Here is a 17,322-nt window from a genome sequence, read left to right on the forward strand (position 1 = left end):
GGGTATGAAATTTTTATTTTATTTAATCATTGTTATTTCTTGCTTATCCTCTTGCAGCACCGTAAAAGAATACGAAAAAGTAAATTTAAATGATCCTGACATGCAATTATCATCAAGGCCTATCGATAGATATGAAACAAATTTTCAAGTTTATAGAGAAAGTGCTTCAGGAGCCAATGGAGGGAAATCTGGTGGTGGATGTGGATGTAATTAAAAAAGGAAACTATGAAAAAAATAAACCTAACGATAGCCTGTTTCCTTTGTGTCGTTTTCACAACATTAGGACAACAAAAAAAGGATAATAATTCTAACTATAAAAAACGTGTTTTAGAATCAACAGAGGTTGACTTTTTAGCGAGCTATTATTCGCAAGATGGTGATAATGCATCTGTAACAGGTGGAATTGGAACCGAAGAATTAACTGATTTTGCACCGAGTATTGTTATTTCAATGCCTTTAAATGCTGATGATGTTTTGACGGTTGATGTTGGAATTTCTACCTATACTTCAGCATCATCTAGTAATCTAGATCCTTTTGATTCTTCCGGTGCCTCTGGAGGAGGTGATGACGATGACGACGATGACACTATTTTAGATCCTAGCAGTGTAACTGGTAGTCCTTGGGTAGCATCTTCAGGTCCTTCTAGACAGGATACATGGGTTTCCATTTCTAGCGCTTATAGTCATAGCTCAGACGATCGAAATACCATCACCGGGTTTCATGCTAATTTTGCTACAGAATGGGATTATATTTCTTTCGGTTTTGGAGGACAATTAACCAAACTCTTTAACAATAAAAATACTGAAGTTGGAATTAGTGCTCAAGTATATTTAGACAAGTGGTTGCCTGAATACCCTACAGAACTAGATAGTTATTTAGAAGCAGGACAAGATCTAAACGGAGGTTTTTTTGCTGGTTTGCCTATTTATAATGAATCTCAAACAGAAATTAACAAAGACATGAGTGATCCAAATTACGAAAACACAAACTGGACTCCAAATTTTTCAAGAATTCAAAACAAAGCAAGGCATAGCTATTCCGCTTCCATCAATTTTTCTCAAATCATAAATAAAAGAGCACAATTCTCTATTACCATGGACATAGTGCAACAGCAAGGTTGGTTGGCAAACCCAATGCAGCGTGTCTATTTTAAAGACAAAGCCAATTATTATGTTGGAAATAAAGACAATATTCCTAACTATACCTCTAAAACAAATACAGACGTTTTTCAACTAGCGGATGATATAGAACGCTTACCAGACACTCGTTTTAAAATTCCTCTTGGAGCACGATTCAATTATTATATCAATGAAATTTTTGTACTGCGTACGTATTACAGATTTTACACAGATAACTGGGGAGTAACATCAAACACGGCGTATATCGAATTACCAATAAAATTTATGAGTAAGTTCACTCTCTACCCTAGCTTTAGATACTACACCCAAACTGCAGCTGATTATTTCGCTGGTTTTGAAACCCATCAGTCTACACAAGAATTTTACACCTCTGATTATGATTTATCAGAGTTCACAACAAGTCAATATGGTATTGGATTAAATTATACTGATGTTTTTACCAAAGCCCATATTTGGAACTTCGGATTGAAAAGTTTGGATTTTAAATACAATATGTACGAAAGAAACACTGGTCTTAAAGCCAACTTGTTTTCTTTTGGATGTAAATTTGTGATGGATTAGCACTCACAGCTATAAAAAAGACCATTTAGTCTATTTATTTCATTTTTTTAAACCAATATGTAACACTTGTTACTTTTGGTAGCTTTAAATGGTTATAAATTTGTTGAAGAATTAAATATAAAATTAATTCAAGATATAGATTAATAACGAAAATAAAGAACATATGACAGTAATTGACGTAAGAACAACTGGAGAATACATGGGAGCTCATGTTCCTGGGAGCATCAACATACCACTCAATGAAATTCAATCAAGAATAAATGAATTCACTAACTTTAAAAGTCCGATTGTGCTGTGTTGTGCAAGTGGTAATAGGTCAGGACAGGCAACAAAATATCTACTTGCCAATGGTATAGATTGTGAAAACGGTGGAAGTTGGATGTCTATAAACGCTCTATAATTATGATAAACTTCCTAAGAAAAATATTTGGCATCACTACCGTTGATTACAAATCATTAATAAAAAATGGCGGACAAATTATTGATGTCCGAAGCCCACAAGAATATAAATCTGGACACATAAAAAACAGTAAAAATATTCCTTTACAGACATTATCTTCTAAACTAAATATGTTAGACAAAAAGTCAACTATTATTACGGTCTGTGCTTCGGGTATTAGAAGTTCGAACGCAAAAAGAATCCTAAAGGCGAACGGTTTTGATGCTTATAATGGTGGTGCATGGCAACAATTAAAAAACAAATTATCATGAAAAAAATTATTGTGATAGGAGGTTTATCCGCAGGCCCCTCAGCGGCAGCAAAAGCAAGAAGGCTTGATGAAAACGCAGAAATTATACTTTTTGAAAAAACAGCAGATATTAGTTATGCGACTTGCGGAATTCCATATGCTATATCTGGTGAAATTAAAGATAGAGAGCGTTTATTAGTCGTTAAACCAGAATTGTTGAAAAATCGTTTCCGTATTGATGTTCATTTAAACGAACCCGTTGTTAAAATCAACAGCGCTGACCAAACGGTAGAAACAACTCTCGGAATTTATTCATATGATAAATTAATTTTTGCAACTGGAGGAAGTGCCTTTACTCCCAATATCCCTGGATTAAAACAGTTTAAAAACTGGGCACATGCCAAGTCACTCACTGATTTTGATAGAATCAACACTTCAGAAGCCTTTAAAAAAGCCCATCACATAACCGTTGTTGGAGCTGGACTTATCGGACTAGAGACTGCAGAGAATATTAGAAAGATGGGTAAAAAAGTAACAGTTGTGGAATTGGCCGATCAAATACTTACTCCTTGGAATTCTAAATTTGCAACCTTTGGGACTAAAGTTTTGGAAGAAAATGGAGTTGAAGTAAAGTTAAAAACACAAATTGAGAACATTAACGAAGATGGTACACTAAGATTAAGTGATGAGACTATTTTAAAAACTTCATATGTAATCATTTCTATTGGTGTAAAACCAAATACACAATTACTTTCAGACATTGGGGCACATACTTTAAAAAATGGTGCATTAATTGTAAATACAAAAATGGAAACCTCCATTCCAAATATCTATGCCGCAGGTGATTGTGCTTCCCTACCACACGGACTTACACAAGAATCGGCTTGGTTTCCTATGGGAACACATTCTAACAAAGCAGGACGTGTTGCCGGTGCAAATGCAGCCGGATCCAACGAGCATTTTAACGGAGGTTATGGTACAGCTATCATGAAGATGTTTAATTATACCATAGCAAGAACTGGGATGGGTATAACTGAGTTGAAAAGAAAAGATATTGCATTTAACAAAACCTTGGTTATCTCCAATTCTCACCCCGGGTTTATGGGTATTGGTAAAGATATGTTTATTGAAATTTATTATGATTCCTCTACAAACGTTTTGTTAGGAGCTGAACTTATTGGAGAAAAAGGAGTTGACAAACGGGTAGATGTTTTAGCAACTGCTATCTATGCAAAATTAACCATTGAGGACTTAACTCAGTTAGATCTAGCATACGCTCCTCCCTTCTCACCTGCCAAAGATCCTGTAATTGTAGCTGGTTTTGTTGCGCAAAATTTTCAAAAAATCAACGTAAAAGAAATTAGCCCAGATCAAATTGCATTTTTAAACCCGATACAGCTAATAGATGTAAGAACAGAAACAGAGGTTGAAAATTCTACAATGATTAAAAATAATACAATCAACATCCCACTTGATGCATTGAGATCTAGAATCGAGGAATTAAACCCTGATACTCCCTACCTTGTTTATTGTGCAAAAGGCTTACGAGGTTATTTAGCGTCGTTAATCCTCATGCATCATGGATTTAAAAATGTTACTAATTTAGATGGCGGTTTTACTGCCTGGTCGAAAATGATCTAAATTTCTCAATGAGAACCATTTGACGCTTGTTTTGGAGTAGACAGCACCCCTAATTGCATAAAATTCAAGTCAATATTTAATAAAAAAAAGGATATCTTTAATGACGATAACTTAACCAACAACCATGTTAAAACAAGCATTAATTATCCTTTTTATAGCAGTACAATCAATTTCATTCGGCCAAACAAAACTCGCTTCCATTTTTAGCGATCAAATGGTATTGCAACAAAATGAAAAAGTTTCATTTTGGGGAACTGAAAAACCAAAGAAAAAAATCACCATATCTGCAAGTTGGGGAGCAACGTCAGCTGTTAAGGCAGACACTAATGGAAACTGGTCTGTTAAGATCCAAACACCGAAAGCAGGTGGTCCATATTCTATCAAGATAAATGGATCTGACGTTATTGTTTTGAAAGATATTTTAATCGGAGAAGTTTGGTTGTGCTCTGGTCAATCCAATATGGAAATGCCTGTAAAAGGGTTTCTAAATCAACCTATAAATGGTAGTCAGGAAGCTATTTTAAATGGTAACAACGACCAGCTTAGAGTTTTTAAAATTGAAAGAAACCAATCATTGCAACCTATAAACGAGGTTGCTGGATCATGGAAAAAAGCAACTTCTAGCACAGTTGGAAATTTTAGTGCCACAGCCTATTTTTTTGGTAATAAAATCCAACAATCAATAAAGGTTCCGGTGGGTTTAATTGTGACTTCCTGGGGTGGTTCAAGAGCAGAAGCTTGGACAGATGCAGCTACACTTGAAGAATTCAAATCTGTTCAATTACCAACTAAAATACCGCAAAAGGAGATTCAAAAAACACCTACCGTTTTGTACAATGCTATGTTACATCCTGTTATTGGCTATACCCTTAAAGGAGCTATATGGTATCAAGGTGAATCTAATAAAAATCATGCCTCTGAATATGAAAAACTAATCACTTCTATGGTAACCTCTTGGAGAGCTAGTTGGAACCAGGGGGACTTTCCTTTTTATTATGTACAAATAGCACCATTTAACTACGGAAAAAAAGCAAATTCTGCATTTCTAAGAGAAGCACAATTACACACCATGAAAAGCCTTAAAAATTCAGGAATGGCAGTAACCTTAGATATAGGAAACCCTACTTACATACATCCTGCTGAAAAAAGAAAAGTTGGAGAAAGACTTGCCTATTGGGCCTTAGCAAAGGATTATAAAATTTCTGGTATTGAATATGTTGGACCAACATATAAAGCAATGAAAATTGAAGGCTCAAAAATAACTTTAACATTCGACAACGCACCGAACGGTATTTCTTCTTTTGGAAAAAAAGTAACTGGTTTTGAGTTGGCTGGAGAAGATAAAGTATTTTATCCTGCGAATGCGAAAATCATTCGAAAAGGGTACCCTAATGGCGCTGTATTATTAACTAGTGAAAAAGTAAAATCTCCCATTGCGGTTAGATATAATTTTCACAATTTGGTAGAGGCGAGTATTTTTAGTACTGCAGGTTTACCAGCTTCTTCCTTTAGAACTGATACTTGGAAAGAATAAAAAAAGCGTTTTAAAGTATATTTCTCAATCCAGACAATAGCGGGTCTAATTTCAGAGTTATCCATAATCAAAACAACATATACAGAGGGTTTCTTATAAATATTTCCGTAAAATATCCGTCAAAGTAAAATAAATTAGTCTCTATCCATAGATTGTAAAAGCTTTTTTTATTTTTGAGCCATGGAAAAATTCATTGAAAAATTACCGAAAGCAGAATTGCATTTACATATAGAAGGAACTTTTGAACCCGAATTAATGTTCGAAATTGCAAAAAGAAACAAGATAGAGATTCCGTTTAAATCCATAGAAGAAATAAAGGCAGCATACGAGTTTGATTGTTTGCAAGATTTTTTAGATATCTATTATCAAGGAGCAAATGTTCTAATACATACTCAAGATTTTTATGATTTGACCTACTCCTATTTAAAAAAATGTGCTGATCAAAATGTAAGACATACTGAAATTATGTTTGACCCTCAAACACATACTGATAGGGGTGTTTCTTTTGAAACTGTGATTACAGGGATCTCCAATGCAATGAAGGATGCTCAGAACAACTTAAACGTATCTTCATTATTAATTATGAGCTACCTTAGACATTTAAGCGAGGAAGAAGCTTTTAAAACTTTAGAGGCCTCACTACCATTCAAACATTTGATCACCGCAGTAGGATTAGATTCCTCTGAAAATGGCAACCCTCCTTCAAAATTTAAAAAGGTTTTTGAAGCATCAGTAAATGAAGGATACATACCCCTAGCACATGCAGGTGAAGAGGGAAATGCTGACTATGTTTGGGAGGCTATTGATATATTAGGCATCAAAAGAATTGATCATGGAAACAATGCATTGCAAGACTCTAATTTGGTAAAAGAAATTATTAAAAGAGATATTGCTTTAACAGTATGTCCTTTATCCAATACTGCTTTGCAAGTTGTAGATGATTTATCCAATCACCCATTAAAAAAAATGATGGAACTTGGTTTAAAGGTTACCGTAAACTCTGATGATCCAGCTTATTTTGGAGGTCAAATAAATAAAAACTTTATCGATATACAGAAAGCTTTGCACTTAACTGTTGAAGATATCTATAACTTGAGTAAAAACTCATTTGAGTACTCTTTGTTAGATTCAAAAACAAAAACAAAATATATTGATGAATTAAACGAATACTATTCTAAAAATAATTAAGATGATTCTAGATAAAATTTCCAATAGTCATATATACAGTTCGGTTCATAAAGGTTTTGAAAAAGTTTTCGATTTTATAAAAAACAATGACTTAGCAGCAATTGATTTGGGAAAGCATCTCATTGACGGTGAAAACGTTTTTGTAGTTGTTATGGAATACACAACTCAAGAAGTGGCAGAATGTAAATCTGAAACACATAAAAAATATATTGATATTCAGTATATGATTGAGGGGTCTGAACATATTGGGATAACTACCCTAGATCAACAACAGCCAACAACACCTTATAACGAAGAAGGAGATTATATGTTCTATACCCTAGAAAACTTGCCTCTGATTCAATTACATAAAGGTCATTTTGCTATATTCTTCCCCGATGACATCCATCAAACCATGATGCAAATTGACCAACCGGCACCTTTAAGAAAAGCTGTATTCAAAATTCTTAAATAATTATTTTTTATGACTTGCTAAAAATTCTATTGAGTGGCCGATCATTTTATCTTTTGCGTCATCTAAAGAATTAGAATATGAAAACAAAACAACTTGATCCTCTCCATAGACATCAAAGTCAATGATTGGATCATGAGTTTTGACGTCAAACATTTTTACTTTTGCCGACAAATGAATCATCTCCGTTGTAGTATTATATTGACCATTATTAAAATCTCCAGCCCCTGTATATGTCGTAGTATTATTTATTATTTTCTTTAATTCAAACTCATCTAAAATAATCACATAGTCAGTTGTACACTCTTTTAATAATTCTTGAACTTTTAAATAGCTTTTTTTTGAAGCCATTGTATTTATGTGGTTCCATTCTGAAGAAAAGTCATAAATAGCTTTATGGAATGTAGCCCCGTTTAGGGAACTGGCAAATTGCTTTGCAATAGTTGCTACAAAATCAACGTCACTATTATAATTCTTGTACAGGGTCTTTTCATAATTATGTACAAAAACTCTATCTAACCCTACTACTGTAACCGACTTTTTATTTAGGTGTTGTACTTTCTCGTAACTTGTAATATTGGTAACATAATTGGGTGTTACACAAGACACAACCGAAAATAAAAATAGAACACAAGCAATTTTTTTCATCTGTGAGTTTATTTTATTCTCCGTTATAAGTAACATAATTCCTTGGTGTTTCATACAAGGTAACACCTAAATCCAAGTCACTTTTTATATGTTTTCGTAATATTTTCCAAATAACAACAGCAATATTCTCTGCCGTTGGATTTAAGGTTTTGAACTCCTCTACTTCTCTGTTTAGATTTTTATGATCTAATTTTTCTTCGACCTCCGAAGAAATTAATTTTCTTAATATTTTCATATCCATTACAAAACCTGTTTCTGGATCTACTTCACCTTTCACCGCAACAATCAATTCATAATTATGACCGTGATAATTAGGATTGCTACATTTACCAAAAACATTTTTGTTTTTTTCATCATCCCAAGCTGGGTTGAATAACCTATGAGCGGCATTAAAGTGTGCCTTTCTATGTACTGTTACTTTCATTTAAATCTTCTTCTGCTTATTTTTTAGAGCACTAGACCACAGAACATTTCCTAAAATAACATATCCAATAGCAAAAAATATGATATAATTAATCCAGAAATTTTCATCGTAAAATAATTTTTCGACAGGCATTTCATTTTTCGTGAATAATAATTTACCCAACATACCGAAAAAACTAAACACAAACCCTACGAATAATTTATAAAGTGTTTTTTTCATTTCACGAAATCGTAGAATTTTTCAAATATAATTTTAAACCAAGCCGTATAAACATCAGGTTGTTGAGCAATATCTTCTTTAATAGCCTCAGGAGTCATCCATTTATAACTTTCAACTTCTTCTTTATTGATATTTGGTTCACCATTATAATGACCTAACAGCACATGGTCCAATTCATGTTCTGTCAAACCATTATCAAAAGGAGCTTTGTAAATAAATGAAAAAGCCTCTTCTAACTCTGTTACAAACCCCATTTCCTCTTGAAGTCTACGTTTGCCAGCATCCAAATTAGCTTCACCATCTCTTTGGTGACTACAACAAGTATTTGCCCATAAAAGCGGCGAATGATACTTATCCGCTGCTCTTTGTTGTAACATTATCTCTCCCTTATCATTTTGTACAAAAACTGAAAATGCTCTGTGTAACACAGCTTTCTCATGCGCTTCCATCTTTGCCATCAATCCTATTTGTTGATCCTTCTCATCAACTAATATCACTTGTTCTTCTACCATCAAATTCTCTATGTAACTATAGTTTTTTATTTATTATCTGTCACCAATCGGAAACCTTCTCCATGGATATTTATGATTTCTACCGAAGGATCTTCCTTCAAGTATTTTCTTAGTTTTGCAATATACACATCCATACTTCGCGATGTAAAATAATTGTCATCTCTCCATATTTTTGTCAATGCCAATTCTCTAGGCATTAAGTCATTCTTATACAAAGCTAACATTTTCAACAACTTGTTCTCTTTTGGAGATAGCTTTATTGGGTCATTTCCTTTAAAAGAAAGTTGTCTAAGCTTTGAATTTAAAAAGAACGAACCGATCTCAAATTCAAACATATCATCTTCCGCACTTTTGTCAGTATCCTTGCGTTGCAAAATTGCATTAATTTTATATAATAATACCTCTGAATCGAAAGGTTTATTTAAATAATCATCTGCTCCTACTTGATATCCTTTCAAAATATCTTCCTTCATCGTTTTTGCAGTCAAAAATATAATGGGGATTTCTTTATTTGTTTTTCTGATATCTTCCGCTAAAGAAAATCCATCCTTCCTTGGCATCATCACATCAAGAATACACAAATCATAGTCGTTATTCTTGAACTCAATCAAACCTTCTAAACCATCTTTTGCGTGCGTAACATCATAGTTACTGATGGATAAATAATCCTTTAAAACAATTCCAAAATTTGGATCATCTTCTACTAGTAAAATCTTTTTATTACTCATATCTATATTTTTTTAAGACACCAACGGAAGTATAATTGTAAAAGTACTTCCTTTACCTTTTTCACTTTCCACAAATACTTTCCCGTGATGATTATCAATTATTTCTTTCACATACGCCAATCCTAATCCATGACCTTTTACATCATGAACATTTCCTGCTTGTTCTCGATAAAACTTCTCAAAAACTTGCTTTTGGGCAGCTTTGCTCATCCCAATTCCATTGTCTTTTATTTTGACAGTCAAAGACTTTACTGTGTTCTCTATAAAAATATCTATTTTAGGCGAGTTTTCAGCATATTTAATCGCATTTTCAATAATATTCACAAATACGTTTGTCAAATGAAACTCATTCCCTAAACCTTCTGACAAAGTTTGATTGCTATGAATTTCTAAGATCCCATTTTTATCCTTTAATAACAAAGCAGTATGAGAAACAGCATCTTCTAAAATCTCTGAATAATCAACAACCACTTTGTCCATCTCTATCTGATTCTTCTCTAGTTTAGAAATACGCAACACATTCTCTACTTGAGCATGCATCCTTTTATTTTCTTCTTTGATCATAGAAACATACTTCATCACCTTTTCATTATCATCGATTACAACTGGATTTTTTATCGCATCCAGAGCAAGATTAATGGTAGCAATGGGTGTTTTAAATTCATGGGTCATATTATTGATAAAATCCGTTTTAATCATAGATATTTTCTTTTGTTTCGCCATTTGATACAAACTACTTGCAAATGCAACCATAATAATTATGGTAAAAAATATCGACAATAAAAACATCAAGCCTATATCAGAAAATATATAATGCCCTTTTTTAGGAAATGCCACCTGTAAAGCATAATTATTTTGATGCCTGTCCTTGGTAAATAACGGAGCGGTAAAACTATGTGCTTCAGAAATTCTAAATTTCGGTGTTTTGATGTCCGTAAGTAAGCCTTTATCAAACACACCAAAATCATAATCTAAATCAATACCTAAACCAGCTAATTCTTTGCTGAAAATTTCTTTAACAGACTTTACTGAAAGACGCGATTCAATTGGTTTTACTTTGTTATGATAAGTATCTTCCAAGGTCATTTTTTCAATCTCATTTAAACTATTGAAAAATGTAAAACGCTCTACGGGGTTTACTTTAGAAAGTTCTGTATTATCCGTTAAGTTTTTAACCTTGTAAACATCATTTTTACTGGAAACCGAAGAAATTAATATGGAGTCATTTTTAAAAAAATTATTAACTCCTTTATAAAAGGTCTTCTCATACACACCACTTGATGCAAAACGAAAAGTTTCATTCGTAGATGTATTGATTTGCTCATATACAAACTTTGTAAAATCAGCTTGTTTTGCGAACTTTTTATTCTGGAAAAAATCCATAAACTGAACAGTAAAGTCTACAAAATCTTTTTTATAAAGCCGTTCATTAGTTCTTGCCAAGGCATAATTCACATCATGTGAAAACTGTTTTTCACGAATTTCAATTGCATTACTAATCCAAAAAACCTGAACCGTAATTATTCCAACAAGAGAAATACTCATTAAAAAAATAATAAGAACAAAAATCTTTTTCCTCATAACTCAAAAATAGGATTTTATTAACACTGTCTTCTCTATTTTAGTAAGTTTTTAATAGCAAATTAAGGATATTAACGAATAATTAAGAATAATGATAACCTACAAAGCCTACCGTTAACGCAGCCTTATAATAAGAACATTTCATGAAGTTGTTGTACTTCCAATTTTGTCTTCTCTAAATCTGTATTGTAAAGGATTAAATCGGTTTTTTTCATCTTCGCTTCATCCGACAATTGATTGTTAATTCTTGCTTCTATTTCTGCTCTTGTACTTCCATCTCTTTTCTGAATACGTTCTAGCTTAAGCTCTAATGGTGCAACCACCAACACAACAGCATCAAACTGTGCTTCAGATTTATTCTCAAATAACAACGCACTTTCATAAACGATATAAGGAGCTTTTTGAGTGCTGCAAAATTCCTGAAAATCATTTTGCACCGCTGGATGAACAATCGCATTCAGTGCTGTTAATTTAGATGTATCATTAAAAACGATACTTGCAATAAATTTTCTATTCAACGCTCCATTGATATAAGCTTTCTCTCCAAACAGTTTTGTTACCGCAGTCACCACCGTTTTATTGTGGTGCATTATTTTTTTTGCTTCAATATCTGAAACATAAATAGGAACATTTAACTCTTTAAAAAAATTAGCAATCGTGGATTTGCCACTTCCTATGCCACCTGTCAATCCAATTACTTTCATTTATGTATCAAATATTCTATCCTGTCCGGAACCAATCTAATCGAGGAGACCAAACTTGGTTTTTCTATTAATTTAGGTACTAAATAATGTTTATTCTGACCATTGGATTTCTTATAATCACAGATAACCTTAAAATCTGAAGCAGCGATCTTTTTATAATTACTCAATCCAACTTGAAAAACAACTTTTATGGTATTCGGGTACGTCGTTATTCTTGTATCCAATGGAAGTCCTTCTATTTGAAAGGGAATTTCAAAACTATCCTCTGTAAATTTTTCTACTTCTGCCACTACTTGTACTTTTTCAGCACTGTAAGTTAATTTATCAAGTCCTTTCGGTTTTACTAAAGAAATTTCCCTGTAAACATCATCAATAACATTCACAAGTTTCAGGCTTTCTGAACTAATCTCATTTATCTTATTCACTTGAATCTCTGGACCGCTTACCTCAATCGAATCAGGAACCAAAAAAACTCTATTTGAAACATTGTAACCCGACTTGAATCTTAGATCTAAATTAGAAATTACGGGAATTTTTTTATGTTTATTAAACCCCAACTCAAAGAACAAAGTGTCTTTCTCAAATCCAATCAATTTTATATGTTTATCTAGTTGATTTTGTATTTGAGTCTCTTTTGTTCGAGATAACAAATAATAGGAATACCCTCCATTGGGAACGACATTTCTTAAATTCATTTTCAATGGGGCACCTTTCATTTCTTCTCTTAAAAGTTTAAAACCAGTACCCTTTACAATCAAAGAAATTTGTTTACTTGGATTGTTCTGAAACAATTTAGAACTTGGAAGATTTTGATACTCTACATTATAAACTACGACCGTTTCATATTCCTTTGATAATTTAGTCAAAAACCAAAACAAGGTAGATATCAATAAAAAAACAATCAACACATGCTGTTTTTTTGTAGTGGATCTTTTGATAAAACTTTTTGTTATTCGGCCTTTCATAGAAGCTTTTTTACTTAAAAAAATAAATATACAAAAAGAGATTCGCTCTCTTATTATAACTCTACTAATTCGTTAAAATTAGTCAAAAAAAAAGTGAGCCAAAGCTCACTTTTAAATATTTTTGGAATCAAACTAGCTCGTTTTTACAGCATATTGCTTACTTAAATCCATAGATAACGAAGATTTCTCAAATTTAATCTTCCCAGCTCCAGTTTCAATTACAACAGTTGCATCGTTGATTTCAACTATTTTCCCGTGAATTCCACTTGTAGTAACCACCTTTGATCCTTTTCCAATTTCACTCTGAAATTTTTTCTCGTTTTTTTGCTTTTTAATCTGCGGACGAATCATGAACAAGTATAAAACGATGAACATTAATGCAAATGGTAATAAACTTTGGATGCTAAATTCTCCGGCTTGTAATGGTAACATAATTGTATTTTAATTTATTAGTACTTTATTTTTTTTCTTTTGGATTTACAAATCCTGTAATTTTCACGGTCTCTTTACCTGATTCTGTATTGGTAACCAAAGTAATAGTTTTAGAAATTTTATTACGTTTCCCACGAGAATTAAATTTAACTTTCATTGGAGCAGAAGCACCAGGCTTAATCGCATCTTTTGGCCAATCAGGAATTGTACAACCACAAGTAGCGCTTGCTTTTTTTATTATTAAATCTGATTTTCCGGTATTGGTAATCACAAAACTTGTTTCTACCACATCTCCCTCATTTATCTTCCCAAAATCATAAGAAGCTTTATCGAAAGAAATTACTGGTAAATTCTCATATTTCACATCTCTTTCCTTTGCCGATGCAACATTTTCATTTTTAACCTTTGACGCTGCACTTTCTTTACAAGAAACAACACTCAAAGCAACTGCTACTAATAATATTATTTTTCTCATCTTAATTTTGTTTCGGTAAATGTAACAATTAAAAAAATATGGAAAATTATTTTTTCCTTCAAAAAATCTTAAAATTTCCCTCTACCAATTTTATTTAATTTATTGGCTGCTTCGTATTCTTTACACAACTTATCTAAAACTCCATTGATAAAAAATCCACTTTTGGGTGTAGAGTAATCTTTGGCTAATTCTATATATTCATTGATTGTAGCTTTTGTTGGAATTGATGGAAAATTCAAAAACTCACAAATTCCCATTTTGATAATAATCATATCTAAATCTGCAATCCTATCAGTCTCCCAATTCGGAGTCTTATTCTCAATATCCTTTTCGAAATTTTTATGATTTAAAACTGTTTTTCTAAACAAATCAGAAACAAATTTTTTATCATCATCATCTTTAAAAATTCTCCCCAGCACCAATGATTTGTTCTCTTTTAAACCTTGCAATGTTTTAACAACCCAAGTATTTACAAAAGGAATATCATCTACCCAGCTAATATTAATATCCTCAAAATAATCCGCTAATTTTTCATTTGGAGCAATAAACTCAGAATATAGTGCTACAACAAACTTTACATCTTCTTTGAAAGAACTTGTTTCTTTCTCCATATATTTTTTATACAAAGCACTTTTTAATAAATGCTCATATATAGTTCTAATATATTTTTCTTCAAGATGCCAGTTATCTAAATTATGCTCCTCTTTATAAGTTTGAAAAGAAATACTCTCGTCAATCAAAGCTAAAACTTTGTTATCTATAAATTTGGTATTCGGATTTAAATCCTCTTTTGTTGCAAAATGTTTCTTTTTAGAAATTTCAATTTGCTCCTCTGCCAAATGCTTAATTCTTGGCAAAGTATCCAACATTAAAACATACAAATCGTACATTTTTTCAATACTATTGTTCAAAAAGTTTTCTTCTTTTACAATGTTATCACTATTTGATGTAGTTAATGCATATACAGATTGCATTACTTTTACACGAATATGTCTTCTGTTGATCATTTTAAAGAACTTAAGATTTATGTTTCAATACGGGCACAAAAGTACTATTTATTTTGTTTGTCTTTGGGAAAACGATGGCTTTTTTTTTCTTTAGAAAACACTTTGTAGCAATCCATTGTTTTCAATTAAACACGTATCTTGCAGGCTTAAAAATAATTTCCTATTCATCGGCTATAAATGAAAGCATTACAACATATAAACAAATACTTTTTCAAATACCGTTATCGTCTTATTGCAGGGATTGTTATCTCTATTCTTTCTAGATATTTGGCAGTTAAGGTTCCAGAAATAGTGAAAAACTCTATAAATGTTGCTGATGATTACAGAACCGGTGTAGTTACTAGTATTGATATCGTAAAAGATGAATTGTTTTATAATGTGTCATTAATCATTGGACTCGCCTTTTTATCTGGATTTTTTACTTTTTTAATGAGACAAACAATCATTGTAACCTCAAGATTGATTGAGTTTGATTTGAAAAATGAAATCTTCCAACAATACGAGCGTCTTTCTGTCAATTTTTACAAAAAAAATAGAACGGGTGACTTAATGAATCGTATCAGTGAAGATGTAGGAAAAGTTAGAATGTATGTTGGTCCTGCCGTGATGTATACGATCAATATGTTGGTTTTATTTAGTGTAGCCATTTACAAAATGATTCATATTGATGTAAAGCTTACTTTGTATACCTTAATTCCGTTCCCATTACTTTCGGTATCCGTTTTCTTTTTAAGTCGCGTCATTCATAAAAGAAGTACCATCGTACAAGAATACCTATCTAACCTGACCACCTTTGGACAAGAAATATTTTCAGGAATCAACGTAATTAAATCTTACAATACTGAACAAAATATGTTGAAGAGCTTTGAGGAACTTTCCAATGGAAGCAAAGAAAAAAACATCAACCTATACAAAGCCCAGGCCCTATTTTTCCCTTCTATGATTTTACTTATCGGGATTAGCAACTTGATCGTTTTATATGTTGGTGGGATGCAATACATAAATGGAATCATTAGTATTGGGACCATTGCTGAATTTATTATGTACGTAAACATGTTAACCTGGCCCGTGGCAATAGTAGGTTGGGTTACTTCTACCGTTCAACAAGCCGAAGCTTCACAAAAAAGAATTAATGAATTTTTAAAACATGATCCTGAAATTAAGAGCGGAACAGAAGCCCCTGCTCAGTACCGTGGTGAAATACTATTTGATAATGTTAGTTTAGTCTATGACGACACTAATATCACTGCTATTAAAAACATGAGTTTCCATGTAAAAGCAGGCGAAACCGTTGCTATTTTGGGTAAAACAGGTTGTGGTAAGTCTAGTGTATTAAATCTGATTTCTCGTATGTATGACCCAACAACAGGAAATATAAGTATCGATGGAATCAATCTAAAAGATCAAGATCTAGCTGAAATGAGAAAACACATTGGTGTGGTACCGCAAGATCCGTTTTTGTTCTCTGACAGCATTGCAAATAATATAAGATTTGGAATAGAAGATGCTGACCAAACAACGATTGAAAAAGCTGCCAAAGATGCCGTGATCCACGATAATATTATGGGCTTCAAAGAAAAATATGAAACCGTATTAGGAGAAAGAGGAATGACCATCTCTGGTGGTCAAAAACAACGTATATCAATCGCAAGGGCGTTGATCAAAAATCCAGAAATTTTATTATTTGATGATTGTCTTTCTGCGGTTGATACCGAGACAGAAGAGCTTATTTTAAACAACCTTAAAAGAATTTCTCAAGATAAAACCACTTTTATCGTTAGTCATAGAATCTCTTCCGCTAAATATGCGGACCGCATACTAATCGTTGATAATGGGGAGATTATCCAACAAGGAAAGCACGAAGACCTTATAAAAGCTGCAGGTTATTATAAAGAACTATACGAACAACAACTTTTAGAAAAAGAATAATGAAAATATTTTGTTGAGTTAAATATTTTTTTAGATTTGTGATGTAATCTAAAAAAAAATTAACATTTTTAAATAGGAAAAATCGCATGAAAGAAAACATTGAACAAGAAGAGATATTTTCACAAATATTAAGAGCAGGAAGAAGAACTTATTTTTTTGATGTAAGAGCTACCAAAGCAGGAGATTACTATCTTACCGTTACTGAAAGTAAAAAATTCACACATGATGATGGGTCTTTCCACTATCAAAAACATAAAATTTACATTTACAAAGAAGACTTTAACGAGTTTAACGAGATGTTAAGCGCTGCTACAGAGTTTATTTTAAATGAAAAAGGATCTGAAGTAATAAGTGAACGTCACCAAAAAGACTTTAAAAGAGATGAAAAGGAACCGGCTTTAGAAAGCGTTTCCTCTAGCTTTACTGATGTAAACTTTGATGACATTTAAGTCAACATTTATCAAATAAAAAACTCTTTAGAAATTCTAAAGAGT

The 17,322-nt window shown here is 32.4% G+C and carries 20 protein-coding genes; 10 read left to right on the forward strand and 10 right to left on the reverse strand.

Annotated elements, in window-relative coordinates; translation table 11 throughout:
* Positions 1-4 precede the first annotated feature (4 nt).
* From AC2DGP_RS04115 to AC2DGP_RS04150, 8 genes are all read left to right on the forward strand, one after another.
* On the forward strand, positions 5-214 hold the full coding sequence (locus tag AC2DGP_RS04115) for a DUF4266 domain-containing protein (protein ID WP_484491755.1): 210 nt from the start codon (positions 5-7) through the stop codon (positions 212-214).
* 11 nt (positions 215-225) lie between these two features.
* Positions 226-1,701, forward strand: coding sequence for a DUF3570 domain-containing protein (locus AC2DGP_RS04120; RefSeq protein ID WP_484491756.1), 1,476 nt, complete (start codon positions 226-228; stop codon positions 1,699-1,701).
* Positions 1,702-1,864: 163 nt separating this feature from the next.
* Positions 1,865-2,101, forward strand: coding sequence for a rhodanese-like domain-containing protein (locus AC2DGP_RS04125; protein ID WP_484491757.1), 237 nt, complete (start codon positions 1,865-1,867; stop codon positions 2,099-2,101).
* Between the two features lie 2 nt (positions 2,102-2,103).
* Positions 2,104-2,412, forward strand: a complete 309-nt coding sequence (locus AC2DGP_RS04130; protein ID WP_484491758.1) for a rhodanese-like domain-containing protein — start codon at positions 2,104-2,106, stop codon at positions 2,410-2,412.
* The gene (locus AC2DGP_RS04135; protein ID WP_484491759.1) at positions 2,409-4,031 is read left to right on the forward strand and encodes an FAD-dependent oxidoreductase; all 1,623 of its coding nucleotides are present in this window, start codon (positions 2,409-2,411) and stop codon (positions 4,029-4,031) included. The genes AC2DGP_RS04130 and AC2DGP_RS04135 overlap by 4 nt, the downstream gene beginning before the upstream one ends.
* A 124-nt stretch (positions 4,032-4,155) precedes the next feature.
* On the forward strand, positions 4,156-5,565 hold the full coding sequence (locus tag AC2DGP_RS04140) for a sialate O-acetylesterase (protein ID WP_484491760.1): 1,410 nt from the start codon (positions 4,156-4,158) through the stop codon (positions 5,563-5,565).
* 180 nt (positions 5,566-5,745) lie between these two features.
* Positions 5,746-6,753 carry an adenosine deaminase gene (locus AC2DGP_RS04145; RefSeq protein WP_484491761.1) on the forward strand — a complete coding sequence of 336 codons (1,008 nt, stop codon included), beginning with the start codon at positions 5,746-5,748 and terminating at the stop codon, positions 6,751-6,753.
* Between the two features lies 1 nt (position 6,754).
* Positions 6,755-7,207, forward strand: a complete 453-nt coding sequence (locus AC2DGP_RS04150; RefSeq protein ID WP_484491762.1) for a NanQ anomerase/TabA/YiaL family protein — start codon at positions 6,755-6,757, stop codon at positions 7,205-7,207.
* Here AC2DGP_RS04150 and AC2DGP_RS04155 read toward each other — a convergent pair whose 3' ends face one another.
* The 10 genes from AC2DGP_RS04155 to AC2DGP_RS04200 all read right to left on the reverse strand — a co-directional run bounded on the left by AC2DGP_RS04155 (position 7,208) and on the right by AC2DGP_RS04200 (position 14,899).
* Positions 7,208-7,852: a hypothetical protein gene (locus tag AC2DGP_RS04155; protein WP_484491763.1), complete on the reverse strand. Its 645-nt coding sequence runs from the start codon at positions 7,850-7,852 to the stop codon at positions 7,208-7,210.
* 13 nt (positions 7,853-7,865) lie between these two features.
* A complete protein-coding gene (locus AC2DGP_RS04160) occupies positions 7,866-8,276 on the reverse strand; it encodes a 6-pyruvoyl trahydropterin synthase family protein (RefSeq protein ID WP_484491764.1) in 411 nt (136 codons plus the stop codon).
* A gap of 215 nt (positions 8,277-8,491) precedes the next feature.
* A complete protein-coding gene (gene idi, locus AC2DGP_RS04165) occupies positions 8,492-9,007 on the reverse strand; it encodes an isopentenyl-diphosphate Delta-isomerase (protein WP_484491765.1) in 516 nt (171 codons plus the stop codon).
* A gap of 26 nt (positions 9,008-9,033) precedes the next feature.
* Positions 9,034-9,735 (reverse strand): response regulator transcription factor, encoded by a 702-nt coding sequence (locus AC2DGP_RS04170; protein ID WP_300320952.1) that lies wholly within the window; start codon positions 9,733-9,735, stop codon positions 9,034-9,036.
* A 12-nt stretch (positions 9,736-9,747) separates the two neighbouring features.
* Positions 9,748-11,316: a sensor histidine kinase gene (locus tag AC2DGP_RS04175; protein WP_484491766.1), complete on the reverse strand. Its 1,569-nt coding sequence runs from the start codon at positions 11,314-11,316 to the stop codon at positions 9,748-9,750.
* 125 nt (positions 11,317-11,441) lie between these two features.
* Positions 11,442-12,020, reverse strand: a complete 579-nt coding sequence (coaE, locus tag AC2DGP_RS04180) for a dephospho-CoA kinase (protein ID WP_484491767.1) — start codon at positions 12,018-12,020, stop codon at positions 11,442-11,444.
* On the reverse strand, positions 12,017-12,985 hold the full coding sequence (locus tag AC2DGP_RS04185; RefSeq protein WP_484491768.1) for a YbbR-like domain-containing protein: 969 nt from the start codon (positions 12,983-12,985) through the stop codon (positions 12,017-12,019). Before AC2DGP_RS04185 ends, coaE begins: the two co-directional genes overlap by 4 nt.
* 132 nt (positions 12,986-13,117) lie before the next feature.
* A complete protein-coding gene (gene yajC, locus AC2DGP_RS04190) occupies positions 13,118-13,417 on the reverse strand; it encodes a preprotein translocase subunit YajC (protein WP_484491769.1) in 300 nt (99 codons plus the stop codon).
* Between the two features lie 25 nt (positions 13,418-13,442).
* Complete coding sequence (locus tag AC2DGP_RS04195) at positions 13,443-13,892, reverse strand: DUF1573 domain-containing protein (RefSeq protein WP_484491770.1); 450 nt, start codon at positions 13,890-13,892, stop codon at positions 13,443-13,445.
* 68 nt (positions 13,893-13,960) lie between these two features.
* Entirely contained in the window at positions 13,961-14,899 is a 939-nt protein-coding gene (locus AC2DGP_RS04200) for a transcription antitermination protein NusB (protein ID WP_484491771.1), read from the reverse strand.
* A gap of 177 nt (positions 14,900-15,076) precedes the next feature.
* Between AC2DGP_RS04200 and AC2DGP_RS04205 the strand changes: the two genes are divergently transcribed.
* On the forward strand, positions 15,077-16,828 hold the full coding sequence (locus tag AC2DGP_RS04205) for an ABC transporter ATP-binding protein (protein ID WP_484491772.1): 1,752 nt from the start codon (positions 15,077-15,079) through the stop codon (positions 16,826-16,828).
* Positions 16,829-16,914: 86 nt separating this feature from the next.
* On the forward strand, positions 16,915-17,277 hold the full coding sequence (locus AC2DGP_RS04210) for a PUR family DNA/RNA-binding protein (RefSeq protein ID WP_484491773.1): 363 nt from the start codon (positions 16,915-16,917) through the stop codon (positions 17,275-17,277).
* Positions 17,278-17,322: the final 45 nt, after the last annotated feature.

This window comes from Flavicella sp. IMCC45537, assembly GCF_057197705.1.